The sequence below is a fragment of the Rivihabitans pingtungensis genome (assembly GCF_003201855.1).
Classification (GTDB): domain Bacteria; phylum Pseudomonadota; class Gammaproteobacteria; order Burkholderiales; family Aquaspirillaceae; genus Rivihabitans; species Rivihabitans pingtungensis.
Map to the genome: position 1 here is coordinate 65098 of NZ_QJKI01000012.1, position 16785 is coordinate 81882.

The window sequence follows — 16785 nt, forward strand, 5'->3', positions numbered from 1 at the left end:
TTTGCACAGGGAGCAAACATGGCTTTTCGGGCCGGTGTGTTTTGGCAGGGCGTGCGCGACACCACGCCGATGCTGGTGGGGGCGGCGCCGTTTGGGGTGATTTTTGGCGCTTTGGCGGTCAGCGCCGGGCTGTCGGCCTGGGGAGCGCTGGCTTTGTCGGGGGTGGTGTTTGCCGGTTCTTCGCAGTTTGTTGCCGTCAGTTTGATGGCCGCCGGGGCTGCGCTGCCGGTGATCTGGCTGACCACTTTGGTGGTGAATTTGCGCCACGCCCTGTATAGCGCGGCCTTGCTGCCGCATGCGCAAGGATTGTCGGCGCGCTGGCGCTGGTGCCTGGCCTTCTGGCTGACCGACGAAACCTTTGCCGTGGTCGAGCACCGCTTGCGCACGCAGGGCATGGGCGCAGATGGGCAGTGGTTTTGGCTGGGCTCGTCGCTGGCCATGTATCTGAACTGGCTGGGCTGGACGCTGGTGGGGGTGGTGTTGGGGCAGAATATTCCCGGACTGGAATCCTGGGGGCTGGATTTTGCCATGGCGGCGACCTTTACCGCGATTGTCACCCCGCAGCTGGCGCGCCGGCCGGTGCTGGCGGCAGCCGTGTGCGCCGGGGTGACCGCCTTGCTGGCGCGAGGGTTGCCGTACAAGCTGGGCCTGATGCTGGCGGCGGCGGCCGGGGTGTTGGGCGGCATGCTGGCCGAGCGTGGGCTGGCCAGGCAGGAGCCACAATCATGAAACTGGATTTACTCTGGACGGTGCTGGGCATGCTGGCGGTGACTTACAGCGTGCGGGTGAGTTTTTTGGGGTTTGGCCAGCGACTGCGCTTTCCGGCGTGGTTGCAGCGCAGCTTGCATTATGTGCCGGCGGCGGTGCTGACCGCCTTGGTGGCGCCGATGACGCTGGCGCCGCAGGGCGCGCTGGATGTGTCGCTGAGCAATGCCTATTTGCCGGGCGTGCTGGCCACCGGGCTGGCGGCGTGGTGGACGCGGCACACGCTGGGGGCGATTGTTTGCGGTTTTGTGGTGTATGCCGGCTGGCGCTGGCTGGGCTGAGCGCACATAAAAAAACTCCCTTTGGCGCATGCCATCGGGAGTCAACACGAGGAAGAAACAACACGGGAGGTGCCTGCCACACGCAGACACTGCAATCCTGTGAAAGCCTGTGCGCACCATGATTGTGCAAGTGAACAGGCATTCATATAACGTAAATATACTAGTCCTGTGCGCTGCAACACGGCCAATCATAAAAACTGATTAGGGGCGCCAAGTTCTGCTTATAACCGCTGTATTAAAAGGGTTTTTTGCAGTGCACACACGCCGCACTGGCCATGCGGATGAGGCCAGAACGACATCTTGTGGCTGAACACGACAGAATTTATCTTGAATACAAGACAAATTCCGCCCCACACGCCCGGCCGGCGTACACTGACGGTTTGCGCATCCACCACAAGGGCCGTCATGAGCTTTGATACCAGACCAGAAACCGACCGGCTGTTTCGCGAGATGGTGCAAGCCGGGCTGGATTTGCTCGACCCCGGCCTGACCGTGTTCGACCACGAACTGCGCATGGTGGCGTGGAACCGGTCGTTTTTGCGCTTGCTGGATTTTCCCGAATCTCTGGCGGTGGCCGGCATGCCGTTTGAGGCGTTTATCCGCTACAACGCCGAGCGCGGCGAATACGGGCCGGGCGACATCGACGCGCAAGTGGCCGAGCGCGTGCACGCCGCGCGCAGTTTTCGCGCCCACTACACCGAGCGCACCCGCCCCAACGGCCGGGTGCTGGCCATACGCGGCGCGCCCTTGCCGCATCAGGGCTTTATCACCCTGTACACCGACATCACCGAACAAAAACTCTATCGCGAGCTGGTGCAGCGGCAAAACGCCGAGCTGGAAGGCCATGTGCGCGCGCGCACCAACGAGCTGGAAACCGCCTACACCCGGCTGACCCAGGCCATGGCCGCCAATGCCGAAATCACCAGCGCGCTCAAGCGCAGCGAGGCGCGGCTGCGGCTGATCACCGATACCATTCCGGCGCACATTGCCTATTTTGACCATCGCTGGACCTACCAATACGCCAATCGCGGCTACGCGCGCTGGTTTGGCTGGCAGCCGGAAGACGTGGTGGGCAAGCCCATCGACACCATTATCGGCGCCCAGGTGTTCGCCACCGTCAAAGAGCACGTCAGCATCGCCCTGGCCGGCCAGCAAGTCACTTACGAATATTCCATGGACCTGCGCGACGGCCGCACCGTCTACGCGCGCAGCACCCTGGTGCCGGAAATCGACGCCAACGGCGTGACGCTGGGCTGTTTTGTTCACTCGTTCGACATCACCGAACAGCGCCGCACCCAGGCCGCGCTGGTGCAAGCACAAAAAATGGAAGCCATCGGCCAGCTCACTGGCGGCCTGGCGCACGACTTCAACAATATGCTCACTGTGGTCACCGGCAATCTGCAAGCGCTGCGCCAGCAACTGGGCGAGCGCAGTGAGGTGGGCGATTACCTCGACCCAGCCATGCAGGCGGCGCAACGCGGCGTCGAGCTGATCAAGCGGCTGCTGACCTTCTCGCGCCAGCAACCGCTGGAGCCGCAGCCGGTGGAGGTCAACAGCCTGATTCGCGGCATGGCCCAGCTGATGCGCCGCTCGCTACCGCAATCCATCGCCATCACCCCGTTTGCCCACGAAGACGATCTGGTGGTGATGGCCGACCCGCACCAACTGGAAAACGCCCTGCTCAACCTGGCGCTGAACGCCCGCGACGCCATGCCCAATGGCGGCGAGCTGCGCATTGAATCGTCCAGCGAAACCCTGGACGCCGCCGCCGCCGCCGACATCGAAGCCGAGCCGGGCGACTATGTGCAAATCACCGTCAGCGACAACGGCATCGGCATGGACGTGGGCACGCTCACCCGGGTGTTTGAACCGTTTTTCACCACCAAACAGTTTGGCGCCGGCAGCGGGCTGGGCATGTCGATGGTGTATGGCTTTGTCAAACAATCCGGCGGCGGCGTGCTGCTGCGCAGCCGCCAGGCGCGCGGCACCAGCGTGGCGCTGCTGCTGCCGCGCACCCGGCAAATGCCGCGTGGCGCCGAATCGCCGCAGCCAGCGCTACCACGCGAGGATGTGCGCGGCCAACTGGTGCTGCTGGTGGAAGACAACCCGGAAGTGCGCAAAGTGGCGCGCCTGCTGCTGACCGACCTGGGCTATCCGGTGCTGGAAGCAGAAAACGCCCTGGAAGCCGCCGACATGATCGAAAACATTCCGGACATCACCATTCTGCTGTCCGATATCGTCATGCCCGGCGGCATGGATGGCGCCGCGCTGGCGCGCTTTGCCCGACGCTTTCGGCCGGCGATGCGCATTGTGCTGGTCAGCGGCTACGCCAAGGGGCTGGAAGACGACGACGCGGAAATCCATGGCTTTCGGTTTTTGCCCAAGCCATTCACCCGAGAGGCGCTGGCGCAAGCCTTGCGGGACACCCTGGGCTAGGCCGCGTTTGGCACGGCGTGAGCACGACCGGCGGATCAAGCGCAAACCTCCCTCAGTATGCCGAAGGGTTTGGTCAGCTACAGGAAGGGCGGTACACTCTCAGTCTATCGCAAGTAGAAATACGGGTGGCGCGCCGCCCACACTCAAGGAACAACGGCATATGGCTGAAGATTTGCACAAGCGCATCTGCCTGGTGGAAGACGACCCGCATGTGGCCCGCCTGATTGGCGCCACGCTGCGCGATTTTGGCTTTGCCCATGACTGGCGACGCACCGGCGCGGATTTATTGCGGCTCTTGCGCAGTGGCGAAGTCCCCGATTTATGCATTGTTGACCTCGGCCTGCCGGACATGGACGGCATGGAACTGGTGCGCGCCCTGCGCAGCGACGGCCGTTGCGGGGTGCTGATCCTCACCGGCCGTGGCGACACCATCGACCGGGTGATGGGCCTGGAGCTGGGCGCCGATGACTATATGGTCAAGCCCTTCGAGCCGCGCGAACTGATTGCCCGAGTTCGCAGCATCCTGCGCCGCTGCACCGCCCCACGCGACGCCACCCCGCTGCCACTGTCCACCGTGGCCGAATTTGCCGGCTGGCGCTTTGCCCCCGGCAGCAACACCCTGTCCAGCGCCGACGGCGAAAGCTCCACCCTCAGCACCGCAGAGGCGCAACTGCTGAAAACCATGCTGCAACACCCCAACCGCATCCTGACGCGCGAACAACTGATGGGCGAACGCAATTTATCCTCGTTCGACCGCAGCATCGACGTGCGCATCTCCCGCCTGCGCCGCAAACTGGAAGACGACCCGCAAAACCCCAAACTGATCAAAACCGTGTACGGCGCCGGGTATTTGTTTGCCTGTGCGGTGGTGTGGCGGTAGGGCTCAACTCAGCCGGATGATCTGCACCGACAAGGGCCCGCCTTGCTCAGGGCCCAGTGCATGGTTATTCCAGTACATTCCCGCCCAATCATTGGCAAACAGATACAGCTGCCGGTCGGCTTGCTCAGCCAACGCCGCTGGCGCTTGCCAATCCGCCAGGCCGGCGCCGATGGCGAATGCCTGCGCCAGGTCACGGCCGACACAGCCGCACAGCAGAAAAAACGGCTGCCCCGGCAGACGGTTGAAATATTCCGCCCACGGCAGACGCCAGCCCTCCGGGCCAGCGGGCTTGAGCAAGCCATCCCGCCATTGGCCACTGGCGATAAAGCGGTAGTGCGCGCCGGGGGTGATCTCCAGGCCGGTGGGGTGGAAATGGGCGGCGGGATCTACCTGAATCAACGCAGATGATGCACCAATCGGCAGTGGCATGATGTCAACCTTGTCTACAGCGTTGCCCATTACCCCGACGCCGCGCAGCCCTGGTGTCGATGCCGGGCGTGCCCACTGCTTGATGAGTGATTGCAGCGCACGCACAAAAAAGCCAGCGGGCCGGCGCTGCTCAAGCCGATATGCAAGTGGCAACCATTGGCCAGCGGGCCGTTGCTGGCGGACTCCAACAGTTCGTACAGGCTTTCCAGCGTTTTGAAGTGCAGGTAGTAAGACGGAGTTTCCAGAATGGTGACAATGTCTTCTGCGTCCGGATGGTTGTCACGCACACAGAACTGCTGCCGGGTATCCAGCCAAAGTTCAATGGCTGGCGGTGGCAGGATGCCCTGTCGGGCAAGATCATGCAGCAGGCGGCCGGCAAACGCGTGCAGCATATCGGCCGCTTGCTGGCGTAGGCTGGCGCAGTCCGCCCGCAATGGCGTCCGGTAAGGCTTGCCGGCACGGCGTGACTTCTTGCCGGCAGAAAGCTTGGTGGGCATGGCCTGTCTCCTTGGCGACGGCGCACGACATCACCGTGCCGGGGGCGACGGGATGGGGATGCCGCGCAAATACGGATAATGCGACGCATCTTCACCGACTGGACGGGCAAGGGCAAAGCATGCGCGCAAAACAATACCCCGACCGTGCCGAGCAGCCGGGGCGGCGTCAGGCAGGTGATGCGTGATGACGCACGCGCCTGCTCACCGTGTTATAGCGGCAGATTTCCGCCATTGCCAAGCGCGTTGCGCGCCTGCTCCCGCACGTCATACAACAGCGCCAGCGCTTCGCGCGGGCTGAGCGCGTCGATATCCAGCTCGGCCAGGCGCCCCAGCAGCGGGTCGGGCTCGGCGATGGGCTCGGGCAGCGGCGCGGCAAACAGATCAGGCTGGGCGTGCTGGCTGGCGGCCTGGTTTTCCAGCTGGGCCAGATAGCGGCGCGCCTGGCGGATCACCGTGCCGGGCACGCCGGCCAGCGCCGCCACCTGCAAGCCATAGCTCTGGCTGGCTGGGCCGTCTTCCACATGGTGCAAAAAGACAATCTTGTCCTGATGTTCCACGGCGGACAGGTGCACATTGGCCACGCTGGGGTAATCCTGCGCCAGCCGGGTCATTTCAAAGTAATGGGTGGCGAACAGCGTGTAACTGCGGTTTTTTTCAATTAACGAACGGGCAATGGCCATGGCCAGCGCCAGGCCGTCAAAGGTGGAAGTGCCGCGCCCCACTTCGTCCATCAGCACCAGCGCCTGCTCGCTGGCGTTGTTGAGAATATTGGCGGTTTCGGTCATCTCCACCATAAAAGTCGAGCGTCCGCCGGCCAGGTCGTCGCTGGCGCCGATGCGGGTAAAAATGCGGTCAATCGGACCAAAGTGGGCGCTGTCGGCCGGCACAAAGCCGCCGCAGTGCGCCAGCAGGGTGAGCAGCGCGGTCTGGCGCATATAGGTGGATTTACCGCCCATATTCGGGCCGGTGATCAGCAGCAGCTTGCGCGCAGCGCCCAGCTGGCAGTCGTTGGCGATAAAGCGATCGACCTGGGCTTCCACCACCGGATGGCGGCCGGCGCGGATGTCCAGCGCCGGGGCCTGACCCAGCGTGGGTTTGACGTACTGACGGCTGGCGGCGTGGCGGGCAAAGGTAGCCAGCACGTCCAGCCCGGCCACCGCCTGCGCGGTCAGGCGCAGGTCGCTGATGTGCGGCAGCAGTTGCTCCAGCAGCGCCTCGTACAGCGCTTTTTCGCGCGCCAGCGCGCGGTCTTTGGCCGATAGCGCCTTGTCTTCAAAGGTTTTCAGCTCGGGGGTGATGTAGCGCTCGGCGTTTTTCAGGGTTTGCCGGCGGCGGTAATCGTCCGGCACCTTGGCGTCTTGCGCCTTGCTGACTTCGATATAAAAGCCATGCACGGCGTTAAAGCCCACTTTCAGCGTGCTGATGCCGGTGCGGGCTTTTTCGCGGGCTTCCAGCTCCAGGAGATAACTGCCGGCGTCGGTTTGCAGCGCGCGCAGTTGGTCCAGCTCGGCGTCGTAGCCGTCGGCCAGCACGCCGCCATCGCGCAGCTGGCTGGCCGGCTCGGGTGCCACCGCCTGCGCCAGCAGCGCCGCCACCGGCGATTGCGCCGGAATCTGCCCGGCCAGTTGCACAAGCAAGGGGGTATTCAGTTCGGCCAGCAGCGGGTGCAGCGCCGGCAGCGCCAGCAGGCTGTCGCGCAGCGCCGACAAATCGCGCGGGCGGGCGCTGCGCAGGGCGATGCGCGAGGCAATCCGCTCGATGTCGGCCACCGGGCGCAGCGCCGCCAGCACCGGCTCGTGCGCAGGCAGCAGCGCTTCCACCGCGTCCAGCCGGGCGCGGATGCGGGCGTGGTCGCGCAAGGGGTGGTGCAGCCAGTGCCGCAGCAGCCGGCTGCCCAGGCTGGTGGCGCAGTGGTCCAGCAAGGAGAACAAGGTCGGCGCGGCCTCGCCGCGAATGGTTTCGGTCAGCTCCAGATTGCGCCGGGTGGCGGCGTCCAGCTGGATGTACTGGCTGCTGGTTTCCACCCGCAGGGTGTCCAGATGCGGCAGCTGCGAGCCTTGCGTGGCGCGGGCGTATTCCAGCAGCGCGCCCGCCGCGCCGATGGCCGGGCCAAGGTCTTGCGCGCCAAAGCCGGCCAGATCCTGCACGGCAAAATGCCGCGCCAGCCGCTCGCTGGCGCTGGCGCGCTCGAACTGCCACGGCGGCAGGCGTTTGATCGGCGCGCGCACCTGCTCCAGCACCGCCAGCCTGGCGTTGTCCGCCACCAGGATTTCCGCCGGGCGCAGCCGCTCCAGCTCGCTCAGGCAGTGTTCGGCGCGGGTTTCCTGCACCACAAACTCACCACTGGCCAGCGACAGCCAGGCAATGCCCAGCACGCCTTGCTGAAACACCAGCGCCAGCAGGCGGTTGTCGGTTTTGTCGTCCAGCAGGGCGGCGTCGGTCAGCGTGCCGGGGGTGACCACGCGCACCACCTGACGCTCCACCGGCCCCTTGCTGGCAGCCGGGTCGCCCACTTGTTCACAAATCGCCGCCGATTCGCCCAGCTTGACCAGCTTGGCCAGGTATTGCTCGACAGCATGAAACGGAATGCCGGCCATGCGCACCGGCGCGCCGGCCGACTGGCCGCGCGTGGTCAGCGTGATGTCGAGCAGGCGGGCGGCTTTTTCGGCGTCGTCGTAAAACAGCTCGTAAAAATCGCCCATCCGGTAAAACAGCAGTTTGTCGGTGTGCTGGCTTTTCAGCGCAAAGTACTGCTGCATCATTGGGGTGTGGCTGGGCGCGGCGCTGTCGGCGGAGGGTTTTGTCATGGCAATCAGAGGCTTGAATCCGGCGCACAGGCCGGCGATGGCGGATTGTATGCGGGAATGCCGCCGGCGTGCCATAGCCGGCTGCCGATTGCCCGCCGGGTGGCATTCCGCTGTGCAATCCAGCCGCCCATTCTGCTTGGGCGGCTGGCGGCGGCTGCCTTACACTGCCGGACATCTTGCGTGTAGATGACGGTGAATGACGATGAAACTGTGTCTGATCCCCGGCGATGGCATTGGCCGGGAAGTAGTCCCTGTGGCGGCGGCGGCGCTGCAACGGCTGTTGCCGGCGGTGCAGCTACAGCAGGCGGATGCCGGTTGGGAATGTTTTGTGCGCACCGGCCAGGCCCTGCCGGACGCCACCCTGGCGCGCGCGCGTGAATGCGGCGCGGTGTTGTTTGGCGCGGTCAGCTCGCCGGCGCGCAAGGTGGAGGGCTATCGCTCACCGATTGTCGCCCTGCGCCGCGAGCTGAACGCCTACGCCAATCTGCGCCCAACCTGTACCCTGCCGATTGCCGGCGCGCGCCAGGATGTGGATATGCTGATCGTGCGGGAAAACACCGAAGATTTGTATATCGGCGAAGAACAGCGCGACGGCGACACCGCCATCGCCATCAAGCGCATCACCGCCGCCGCCTCGCGCCGGGTGGCGCGCGCCGCCTGCGAAACCTTGCTGGCGCGCGGCATGCACCGGCTGGTGATTGTGCACAAGGCCAATATCATGCCGCTGACCGATGGACTGTTTCGCGATTGCTGCCGCGAAGTGGCGCAAAGTTATCCACAGATCGAGGTCAGCGAGCTGTTGGTGGACACCGCCGCCTACCAGCTGGCGCGCGCGCCGCAGCAGTTTCAGGCGCTGGTGGCGCCCAATTTGTATGGCGATATTTTGTCTGATCTGGCCGCTGCCCACGGCGGCGGCTTGGGCCTGGCCGCCTCGCTGAACCAGGGCGACGCGGGCGTGGCGATTGCCGAGCCGGTGCATGGCTCGGCGCCGGACATCGCCGGCCAGGGCGTGGCCAATCCGGTGGCGGCCTTGCTGAGCGTGGCCTTGCTGCTGCGCCACACCTGGCAGCGCCCGGACGAAGCGCAGCGGCTGGAGCATGCCGTGCGCGACACCCTGGCCGCCGGCATCGCCACCCCGGATGTGGCCGGCGCGGCTGGCGTGAGCACGGCGGCGTTTGCCCAGGCGCTGCTGGCGCGGCTGTGAGTTGTTTCCAGCCGACGGGGTTTACACGTGTCAGCCCGGCCCGAGGCTTGCCAGCGTCATCAGGATTGGGGTAGCGTCTGTCATCACACAGATGATCGGACCTCCAACATGGCAAGCCACTACGCGGTGCTGGGCCTCACGCCCGACGCCTCTCAGGAAGACATCAGCCGGGCATACCTGGCCCAGCTCGGACAGTTGCAACGCATGGCCCCCGGCCCGGCAGCCCAGGCGCTGCATGCCGAGCTGGATCAAGCATTTGATGTGTTGTACGACCCCAAACGCCGCGAGGCCTATGATGCCGGCCACAGCCGCACCCCGCCGGCCGCCGAACCAGAGCCAGCGGCGCCCATCCCGGTGGCCCCGCCAGCCAGCCCGGCAGAAGGCGTCATCAAGCGCTTTGAGTTTGTTGGCGAGGGTGGCGCGTATTTCCGGATCTGGATTGTCAATCTGCTGCTGAGTATTGTGACCCTGGGGGTATATTCCGCCTGGGCGAAAGTGCGTCGCGAGCAGTTTTTTCATCGCAATCTGCTGCTGGACAATGCCGGGTTTGATTATCACGCCAAACCGATGGCCATTTTGCGTGGGCGCGGCATTGCCGTCGTGGCGCTGATGGGGGTGATGCTGTGTCAGGAGCTGGGGCCAGTGCCGTATGTGCTCTCCCTGCTGGCCATCACTTTGGCCACGCCCTGGCTATTGCTCAACGCCCTGCGCTTTCGCGCCGCCAACACCAGCTACCGTGGTCTGCGCTATCACTTTGACGCCCGTGCAAGCAAGGTTTACCAGGTATTTCTTGGCTACGGCCTGCTGAGCGTGGTCACGCTGGGGCTGGCATTTCCGCTGCAATTGCGCGCGGTATACCGGCTGATTGCCAATCATCTTTCCTACGGCAGTTTGCGCCACCGCTGCGAAGTCCCGCTGGGCGCCCTGCTGCGCTATCTGTTGCCGCCAATTGTAGTGGCGATGCTGGTGTGCCTAGCCTTGCTGGCCGTCTGGGCAGGCAGCTCAGAATCCGCCCAGGCGCTGAGCGAAAACGCCGATGCCGACATGATGGATTTTTCTGAAGAGCTCGGCCTGTATGTGATGGCGCTGATTCCCTTATGGCTGATGTTCCGGGTCTGGTGGGCCGCCGCCAAGCTGTGCTGCCGCAATGTGATGTGGAACCATACCCAGATGGGGCCGCATCGTTTTTACAGCGCCCTGCCGGTAGGCGAATACCTGGTGCTGCAATGGGTAAACAGCATGATGATCGGCTTCAGCCTGGGCTTGCTTACCCCGTTTGCCCGGGTGCGCGATGCGCAATTCCAGGCACGCTATCTGGCGCTGAACATGCAAGGCACGCTGGACGACGTGATTGCCACCGCCCAGCAGCAGGCGTCGGCGGTGGGTGACGAAATGGCAGAGGCCTTTGCGCTGGATACCGGATTGTGAGTCGGAGATGAGCGGATTGCTGGAAGCCTGGTATTACGACGGCCGCACGGCGCGTCGCCATTCGGTCACGCTGACACTGGAAGCCGGCGAGCTGCTGGCCCACGGTGAATCTGGCCTGCTGCTGCGCGCACCGCTGGCGCACGTGCGGATTTCCGAGCCGATGGGCCGGGCGCCACGCACGCTCACTCTGGCAGACGGCAGCTATTTCGAGGTGGAAGACAGCACGCGCTTGCGCCAGTGGCTACGCGGCGCCGGGGTAGCCGACGCCGCTCGCGCCTACTGGATGCAGCAATGGCGAGTGGCCCTGGCGGCATTGTGCCTGATGCTGACGCTGGGCGTAGCCGGCTATGTATGGGGGCTGCCGGCGGCCAGCCAATGGCTGGCCGGGCATTTGCCCGATAGCGTGGCCCACTCGGCCTCCGAGGCCACGCTGTCGCTGATGAAAGAGCAGGGCATGCTGGAGCCCAGCACGCTGACGCCCGCGCGCCAGCAGGCGCTGCGCCAACAGATCGAATCCACGCTGGCGCCACAGATCGCCACGCTGCCGGGCTATAGCTTGCAGTTTCATCATTCCGCGCTGGGACCCAATGCCTTTGCGCTGCCCGATGGAGCGGTGGTGGTGCTCGACCCCTTGGTAGAACTGGCGGAAAACGACGAGGAAATCGTCGCCGTGGTGGCGCATGAACTGGGCCATGTGGCACACCAGCACGGCATGCGGCAGATGATTCAGTCCGCCGTGGTGGGGGTGGCGGTGGGCGCCATGCTCAGTGATTTGTCTTCAGTGGCCAGCACGCTGGGCGCCATGCTGCTGGAGTCACGCTATTCCCGCGAATTCGAGCATGAAGCCGACGACTACGCCGTACACAGCCTGCGCGCAGCCGGCCGCAACCCGCTGGCGCTGGCCAGCATGCTGGCGCGGCTGGAAAAAGCCGCCGGTGAAGGCGAGCATGGCGGGGTGATGTCGGCGCTGTCTTCCCACCCGGAAACCACCGAGCGCATTGCCCGCATTCAGGCGGCCACCCGCCAGCAGCCCTGAGCCAGAAAAGGCCGACAAAACAACACCGCCAGCCGGCTTGCCTGCCCGCTGGCGGTGTTGTTTTGACTCAGTGCAAGCCAGGCTGGATTACGGATAAAACCACATCAGGCTGTAACCACTGGCACGCAGCAGGCCGATGTCCAGCTGCATATTCACCTTGATCTCGCTATTGCCGTTGAACTGGCCCAGGGCGAAATCGTTTTTGCTCAGGTAGTCCTTGGGGGCAAACACCTTGCGCGACAGCACGCGGTCTTCGCCGTCCTTCAGCGTCAGCTCCAGGTGCGGGTAGGCTTGCGGATAGGCGGCCTGATTGCGCACGGTGGCGGACACGCGGATCAAATTGGGTTGATCCGGCACGGCGGCCAGCTCGGAATACTCCGTGCGCAGTTGTTCGCTGCGCCGCGGCAGCGGCACATCACAGCCCAAGCCCTTGCACATCGACTCCAGCACCCCGCGCGAGCCGGGCAGCTCGGCGGCAATCGGGGTGCGGTAGACGTACACCACCTGCACCAGCAGCACAATGGCCGCCACCACGGCGGCGGCGGTCCACAGCCACACCAGTTTGCCGCCAGCAGAGAAAGAAAACTCGGGCAGAGCCGGCAAGGAAAACGCTGGCAGCTTGGGCAGCGTCACCTTGGGCAGGGCAAAGCCTTTTTTGTCTTCTGTCGCAGGCGCGCCGCCTTTCAGCAGCTCGGCGCTGTGAGCGATGAAGGGCGCAGGCTCCACGGTGGGGTCGGCCGCCAGCGGATTGCCCTTGTACACCACGCCGTCGTCTTCGTCGTCGGGCAGCACTTCGGCCTTGAAGCTGGGCTCGATGCGCTTGCCGCCAGCTGGCGGCGTGTCGGCCTTGGCCGGAGCGGGCTTGTCAGCGGGGGCGGTTTGCTGATGGCGGGCGGCTTCCAGTTTTTTCAGGAAGGTATCGTCTTCACCTTCATCATCCGGGATGACTTCCGGCTGCTTGGCAGCGGGCCTGGCCGCCGGCGGCGGGCTGGCCGGCTTGGCCGCAGCGGTGGCCACCGGCTTGGGCAACGGGTCGGGACGTAGTACGGGCTCCTGACGGACAGCCTTGCCGGCCGAGCCAGCGTCGGCGGCAAAATCCGGCAGTTCCAGATCAATATTCTTGCTGATGCGGTCCAGATCCCCATCTGCCGGCAGCGGAATGGCGGTGGCTTCATCCTGCGGGGAGGGCGCACTCCATTGGCCATTTTGCGGCGCATTGGCCAGCGCGCGCACCAGATGACCGGCCTCGGCGGGCAGGTTGTCATCAGCCAGAGCGGCGGGCGCAGAGGGGGCAGCGGCGGCGGGCTTGGCCGGGGCCGGCTCGTTGACCGGCTCGAGCGAGGCACGGGCATCGAACACGGTGGCGCAGCGGCCGCAGCGAACCTGGCCGTCGCAGACGTCAAGCTGACCCGGCTGGACCTTGAAGCGGGTCTGGCAGTTCGGGCATTGCGTGATGTACATGGCGAACAGTTCTTAAGCGTTTTGCGGTGGCGAGAGCATAGCAGAAATGGCCGTTTGCCGCGCGCATACCCGCATGGCAGCTCAGGCCCAAGCGCTTGCTTGACCAGAAAAAAGGCGCAAAAACGGCGGCTGATGCCGCCGTGTCATGCCTTGGCCAGCGGGCCGGCTTAGCGTTTGCGCCCGGACAAACAGGTCCAGCCGTCGTCAAACACCGGCGCATCCATCTCAAACCATTGCTGATACAGCGTGCGGATTTCTTCCGCCTGCTCTTGCAGAATGCCGGACAGCACGATGCGGCCGCCCACGCGCACATGGCGGGTGAGCAAGGCGCCCAGCATGCGCAGCGGGTTGGCCAGGATATTGGCCACCACCACATCGGTTTCGACGTCGGGCAGCTCGCCCGGCAGGTAGAAATCTGCCTGCACGGCGTTTTGCGCGGCGTTGTCGCGGCTGGACTGCACCGCTTGCGGGTCGATGTCCACGCCCAGCGCCCGGCCGGCGCCAAGCTTGAGCGCAGCGATGGCCAGAATGCCCGAGCCGCAACCGTAGTCCAGCACCGATTCGCCAGCTTGCAGCTCGCGGTCCAGCCATTGCAGGCACAGCCGGGTAGTCGGGTGGCTGCCGGTGCCAAACGCCAGGCCCGGATCCAGTTGCAGATTGATGGCGTCCGGGTTGGGCGCTTCGTGCCAGGTGGGAGTGATCCACAGCCGGTCAGAAATGCGGATCGGGTCGAACTGGGCCTGGGTGGCGCGCACCCAGTCCTGCTCGGCGATTTCTTCCATCTGCCAGCTGGGGGTGGGCACGCCGCACTCGCTGGCGGCGGCGGCGATCAGCAGCGCCACGTCTTGCGCCGGGTCGAACAGCGCCAGGATGCGGCTGGTGCGCCACATGCGGTCCACCGGCTCGCCAGGTTCGCCAAAAATCGGCTCTTCGGCGTCGGTGCCGGCGGCGGCGTCTTCAATCGCCGCCGACAGCGCGCCCAGGTCCATCAGCGCGTCGGCGAGTTTTTCCGCCACGGCGGAATCGGTGTCTAGGGTGACTTGCAGCCAGCTCATGCTTCGGATTTCTTCAGTTTGGCCAGGCGCTCTTCCAGATAGTGGATGGAGGTGCCGCCCTGGATAAAGGCGGAGTCCACCAGCAGTTCCTGGTGCAGCGGGATGTTGGTCTTGATGCCGCCGATGGCCATTTCCGACAGGGCCACGCGCAGGCGCGCCATGGCCTGTTCGCGGGTGTCGCCGTAGGCGATCAGCTTGGCGATCATCGAATCATAGTACGGCGGCACGGTGTAGCCATGGTAAATGTGCGAATCCACGCGAATGCCAGGGCCGCCGGGCGGGTGGTAGCCGTCGATGCGGCCAGGGCTGGGCACAAAGGTGAACGGATCTTCAGCGTTGATCCGGCATTCCATGGAGTGGCCCTTGAGCTGCACCTGCTTTTGCGTGTAGCGCAGTTTTTGGCCGGCCGCGACGCGGATTTGCTCTTGCACGATGTCGATGCCGGTGATCAGCTCCGTCACCGGGTGCTCCACCTGCACGCGGGTGTTCATCTCGATAAAGTAGAATTCGTCGTTTTCAAACAAGAATTCAAACGTGCCGGCGCCGCGGTAGCCAATCTTGCGGCAGGCGGCGGCGCAGGCTTCGCCAATGTGCTTGCGCTGCTTGTCGGTGATGCCCGGCGCCGGCGCTTCTTCGATGATTTTCTGGTGGCGGCGCTGCATCGAGCAATCGCGCTCGCCCAGGTAAATGGCGTTGCCGTGTTCGTCGGCCAGCACCTGGATTTCAATGTGGCGCGGTTGCTCCAGGTATTTTTCCATGTACACGGTAGGGTTGCCAAAAGCGGCGCCGGCTTCGGTGCGGGTCATTTGCACCGAGTTGATCAGCGCGCCTTCGGTGTGCACCACGCGCATGCCGCGCCCGCCGCCGCCGCCGGCGGCTTTGATGATCACCGGGTAGCCGATTTTTTTGGCGATTTTGGCGATTTGCGCCGGATCATCCGGCAGCGCGCCTTCCGAGCCGGGCACGCAAGGCACGCCGGAGGCGATCATGGCGTTCTTGGCGCTGACCTTGTCGCCCATCAGGCGAATGGTGTCCGGGCGCGGGCCGATGAACACAAAGCCGGATTGCTCGACGCGCTCGGCAAAGTCAGCGTTTTCCGACAGAAAACCGTAACCCGGGTGAATCGCCTGGGCGTCGGTGACTTCGGCGGCCGAGATCAGCGCCGGCACATTCAGATAGCTCAGCGCAGACGCAGCCGGGCCAATGCACACCGATTCGTCGGCCAGCTTGACGTATTTGGCTTCGCGGTCGGCCTCGGAGTGCACCACCACGGTTTTGATGCCCATTTCACGGCAGGCGCGCTGGATGCGCAGGGCGATTTCGCCACGGTTGGCGATAAGGATTTTTTCAAACATGGGGATTCCTGAACAGCGTCCGGCACGGTCAAGGAACGGGCGGCGCCAGCGGCGGGGAAGGGCGGCAAGGGACGCATAGAGTCGCCGCCCGGCCGCTGGGGCGTCCGGCGGCGCACGATCAGGGCACAGAAGCCCGATGCACGCCGGCCGGGGATTATTCGATGACGAACAGCGGCTCGCCGAATTCCACCGGCTCGCCGTTTTCCACCAGAATCGCCTTGATCACGCCGGCGCGGTCGGATTCGATTTCGTTCATCAGCTTCATGGCTTCGATGATGCACAGGGTGTCGCCCACGCTCACGCTCTGGCCGATTTCGGCAAACGGCTTGCCGCCCGGCGTGGCCGAACGGTAGAAGGTGCCCACCATCGGCGACTTCACGGCATTCTGGGTGCTGGGCTTGGCGGCTTCAGCCGGCGCAGCAGCGGCCGGCGCGGCGGCCGGGGCGGCTTGCGGCAGCGCCACCTGGGTCATGGCGGGGTAGGCCATGGCGGCGCCAGCCTGCACGCGGGTGATGCGAACTTTTTCCTCGCCTTCGGTCACTTCCAGTTCGGCAATGCCGGACTCTTCCACCAGGTCGATCAGTTTTTTCAGCTTGCGAAGATCCATGGGTTTCCTTTTTGACGTCGAACCGCCCCGCCTCATAATCAAGGCTTGGGCGGGCGGGTTCAGGCTCGAGCGTGAAGATGATTCAATGCATGGGACAAGGCGTATTCATAGCCCTTGGCGCCCAGGCCGCAGATGACGCCGACGGCGAGATCCGAGAAGTAGGAATGCTGACGGAACGCTTCCCGAGCGTGAACATTAGACAGATGCACTTCGATGAAGGGGATTTTCACCGCCGCCAGGGCATCGCGCAGCGCCACGCTGGTGTGGGTGAAGGCAGCCGGATTGATGATGATGAACGCAGCGCCATCAGTGTAAGCGGCGTGGATGCGGTCGATCAGCACATGTTCGGCGTTGCTTTGCAGCCAGTCAAAGCCCATGCCAGCAGCTTGAGCCTGGGCAGCCAGGCGGCCGTTGATGTCGGCCAGGGTGTCAGCGCCATACAGATGCGGTTCGCGCATGCCCAACATGTTCAGGTTGGGGCCATGCAGCGCCAGCACATAGGGGGCGGGCGCGGCAGCTTTTTGCTCGGGATTCGTCATCATGG

Annotated in this window: 15 protein-coding genes; 7 read left to right on the forward strand and 8 right to left on the reverse strand. The window is 64.6% G+C overall.

Going from position 1 to position 16785, the window contains the following annotated elements; translation table 11 throughout:
• The first annotated feature begins 18 nt into the window (after nt 1-18).
• From DFR34_RS10155 to DFR34_RS10170, 4 genes are all read left to right on the forward strand, one after another.
• Nucleotides 19-729 carry an AzlC family ABC transporter permease gene (locus DFR34_RS10155; protein WP_110391036.1) on the forward strand — a complete coding sequence of 237 codons (711 nt, stop codon included), beginning with the start codon at nt 19-21 and terminating at the stop codon, nt 727-729.
• Nucleotides 726-1046: an AzlD domain-containing protein gene (locus DFR34_RS10160; protein ID WP_245906858.1), complete on the forward strand. Its 321-nt coding sequence runs from the start codon at nt 726-728 to the stop codon at nt 1044-1046. Before DFR34_RS10155 ends, DFR34_RS10160 begins: the two co-directional genes overlap by 4 nt.
• 405 nt (nt 1047-1451) lie before the next feature.
• A complete protein-coding gene (locus tag DFR34_RS10165) occupies nt 1452-3482 on the forward strand; it encodes a PAS-domain containing protein (RefSeq protein WP_110391037.1) in 2031 nt (676 codons plus the stop codon).
• A 160-nt stretch (nt 3483-3642) separates the two neighbouring features.
• A complete protein-coding gene (locus DFR34_RS10170; protein ID WP_110391038.1) occupies nt 3643-4362 on the forward strand; it encodes a response regulator transcription factor in 720 nt (239 codons plus the stop codon).
• A gap of 3 nt (nt 4363-4365) precedes the next feature.
• Here DFR34_RS10170 and DFR34_RS10175 read toward each other — a convergent pair whose 3' ends face one another.
• The 3 genes from DFR34_RS10175 to mutS all read right to left on the reverse strand — a co-directional run bounded on the left by DFR34_RS10175 (nt 4366) and on the right by mutS (nt 8095).
• Nucleotides 4366-4821 (reverse strand): hypothetical protein, encoded by a 456-nt coding sequence (locus DFR34_RS10175; RefSeq protein ID WP_110391039.1) that lies wholly within the window; start codon nt 4819-4821, stop codon nt 4366-4368.
• A complete protein-coding gene (locus DFR34_RS10180) occupies nt 4821-5288 on the reverse strand; it encodes a hypothetical protein (protein WP_110391040.1) in 468 nt (155 codons plus the stop codon). The genes DFR34_RS10175 and DFR34_RS10180 overlap by 1 nt, the downstream gene beginning before the upstream one ends.
• 209 nt (nt 5289-5497) lie before the next feature.
• On the reverse strand, nt 5498-8095 hold the full coding sequence (gene mutS / locus DFR34_RS10185) for a DNA mismatch repair protein MutS (RefSeq protein WP_245906859.1): 2598 nt from the start codon (nt 8093-8095) through the stop codon (nt 5498-5500).
• A gap of 202 nt (nt 8096-8297) precedes the next feature.
• On the opposite strand from mutS, the gene DFR34_RS10190 reads away from it, so the two are divergent.
• The 3 genes from DFR34_RS10190 to DFR34_RS10200 all read left to right on the forward strand — a co-directional run bounded on the left by DFR34_RS10190 (nt 8298) and on the right by DFR34_RS10200 (nt 11763).
• Complete coding sequence (locus DFR34_RS10190; protein ID WP_110391041.1) at nt 8298-9299, forward strand: isocitrate/isopropylmalate dehydrogenase family protein; 1002 nt, start codon at nt 8298-8300, stop codon at nt 9297-9299.
• 108 nt (nt 9300-9407) lie between these two features.
• The gene (locus DFR34_RS10195) at nt 9408-10727 is read left to right on the forward strand and encodes a DUF898 family protein (RefSeq protein WP_110391042.1); all 1320 of its coding nucleotides are present in this window, start codon (nt 9408-9410) and stop codon (nt 10725-10727) included.
• A 7-nt stretch (nt 10728-10734) separates the two neighbouring features.
• Nucleotides 10735-11763: a M48 family metallopeptidase gene (locus DFR34_RS10200; protein WP_110391043.1), complete on the forward strand. Its 1029-nt coding sequence runs from the start codon at nt 10735-10737 to the stop codon at nt 11761-11763.
• 87 nt (nt 11764-11850) lie between these two features.
• On the opposite strand, the gene DFR34_RS10205 is transcribed toward DFR34_RS10200, so the two are convergent.
• From DFR34_RS10205 to aroQ, 5 genes are all read right to left on the reverse strand, one after another.
• Nucleotides 11851-13224, reverse strand: a complete 1374-nt coding sequence (locus DFR34_RS10205) for a DUF3426 domain-containing protein (RefSeq protein WP_110391044.1) — start codon at nt 13222-13224, stop codon at nt 11851-11853.
• Between the two features lie 167 nt (nt 13225-13391).
• Complete coding sequence (gene prmA, locus DFR34_RS10210; RefSeq protein WP_110391045.1) at nt 13392-14279, reverse strand: 50S ribosomal protein L11 methyltransferase; 888 nt, start codon at nt 14277-14279, stop codon at nt 13392-13394.
• Nucleotides 14276-15634, reverse strand: a complete 1359-nt coding sequence (gene accC / locus DFR34_RS10215; RefSeq protein WP_110391046.1) for an acetyl-CoA carboxylase biotin carboxylase subunit — start codon at nt 15632-15634, stop codon at nt 14276-14278. Before accC ends, prmA begins: the two co-directional genes overlap by 4 nt.
• 154 nt (nt 15635-15788) lie before the next feature.
• A complete protein-coding gene (accB, locus tag DFR34_RS10220; protein ID WP_110391047.1) occupies nt 15789-16241 on the reverse strand; it encodes an acetyl-CoA carboxylase biotin carboxyl carrier protein in 453 nt (150 codons plus the stop codon).
• Between the two features lie 59 nt (nt 16242-16300).
• A complete protein-coding gene (gene aroQ / locus DFR34_RS10225; protein ID WP_245906860.1) occupies nt 16301-16783 on the reverse strand; it encodes a type II 3-dehydroquinate dehydratase in 483 nt (160 codons plus the stop codon).
• Nucleotides 16784-16785: the final 2 nt, after the last annotated feature.

Bases quoted from the DNA above. Each gene is read 5' to 3' on its own strand.
- DFR34_RS10155 (WP_110391036.1), top strand. From the start codon at position 19: ATGGCTTTTCGGGCCGGTGTGTTTTGGCAGGGCGTGCGCGACACCACG.
- DFR34_RS10160 (WP_245906858.1), top strand. From the start codon at position 726: ATGAAACTGGATTTACTCTGGACGGTGCTGGGCATGCTGGCGGTGACT.
- DFR34_RS10165 (WP_110391037.1), top strand. From the start codon at position 1,452: ATGAGCTTTGATACCAGACCAGAAACCGACCGGCTGTTTCGCGAGATG.
- DFR34_RS10170 (WP_110391038.1), top strand. From the start codon at position 3,643: ATGGCTGAAGATTTGCACAAGCGCATCTGCCTGGTGGAAGACGACCCG.
- DFR34_RS10175 (WP_110391039.1), bottom strand. From the start codon at position 4,821: ATGGGCAACGCTGTAGACAAGGTTGACATCATGCCACTGCCGATTGGT.
- DFR34_RS10180 (WP_110391040.1), bottom strand. From the start codon at position 5,288: ATGCCCACCAAGCTTTCTGCCGGCAAGAAGTCACGCCGTGCCGGCAAG.
- mutS (WP_245906859.1), bottom strand. From the start codon at position 8,095: ATGACAAAACCCTCCGCCGACAGCGCCGCGCCCAGCCACACCCCAATG.
- DFR34_RS10190 (WP_110391041.1), top strand. From the start codon at position 8,298: ATGAAACTGTGTCTGATCCCCGGCGATGGCATTGGCCGGGAAGTAGTC.
- DFR34_RS10195 (WP_110391042.1), top strand. From the start codon at position 9,408: ATGGCAAGCCACTACGCGGTGCTGGGCCTCACGCCCGACGCCTCTCAG.
- DFR34_RS10200 (WP_110391043.1), top strand. From the start codon at position 10,735: ATGAGCGGATTGCTGGAAGCCTGGTATTACGACGGCCGCACGGCGCGT.
- DFR34_RS10205 (WP_110391044.1), bottom strand. From the start codon at position 13,224: ATGTACATCACGCAATGCCCGAACTGCCAGACCCGCTTCAAGGTCCAG.
- prmA (WP_110391045.1), bottom strand. From the start codon at position 14,279: ATGAGCTGGCTGCAAGTCACCCTAGACACCGATTCCGCCGTGGCGGAA.
- accC (WP_110391046.1), bottom strand. From the start codon at position 15,634: ATGTTTGAAAAAATCCTTATCGCCAACCGTGGCGAAATCGCCCTGCGC.
- accB (WP_110391047.1), bottom strand. From the start codon at position 16,241: ATGGATCTTCGCAAGCTGAAAAAACTGATCGACCTGGTGGAAGAGTCC.
- aroQ (WP_245906860.1), bottom strand. From the start codon at position 16,783: ATGATGACGAATCCCGAGCAAAAAGCTGCCGCGCCCGCCCCCTATGTG.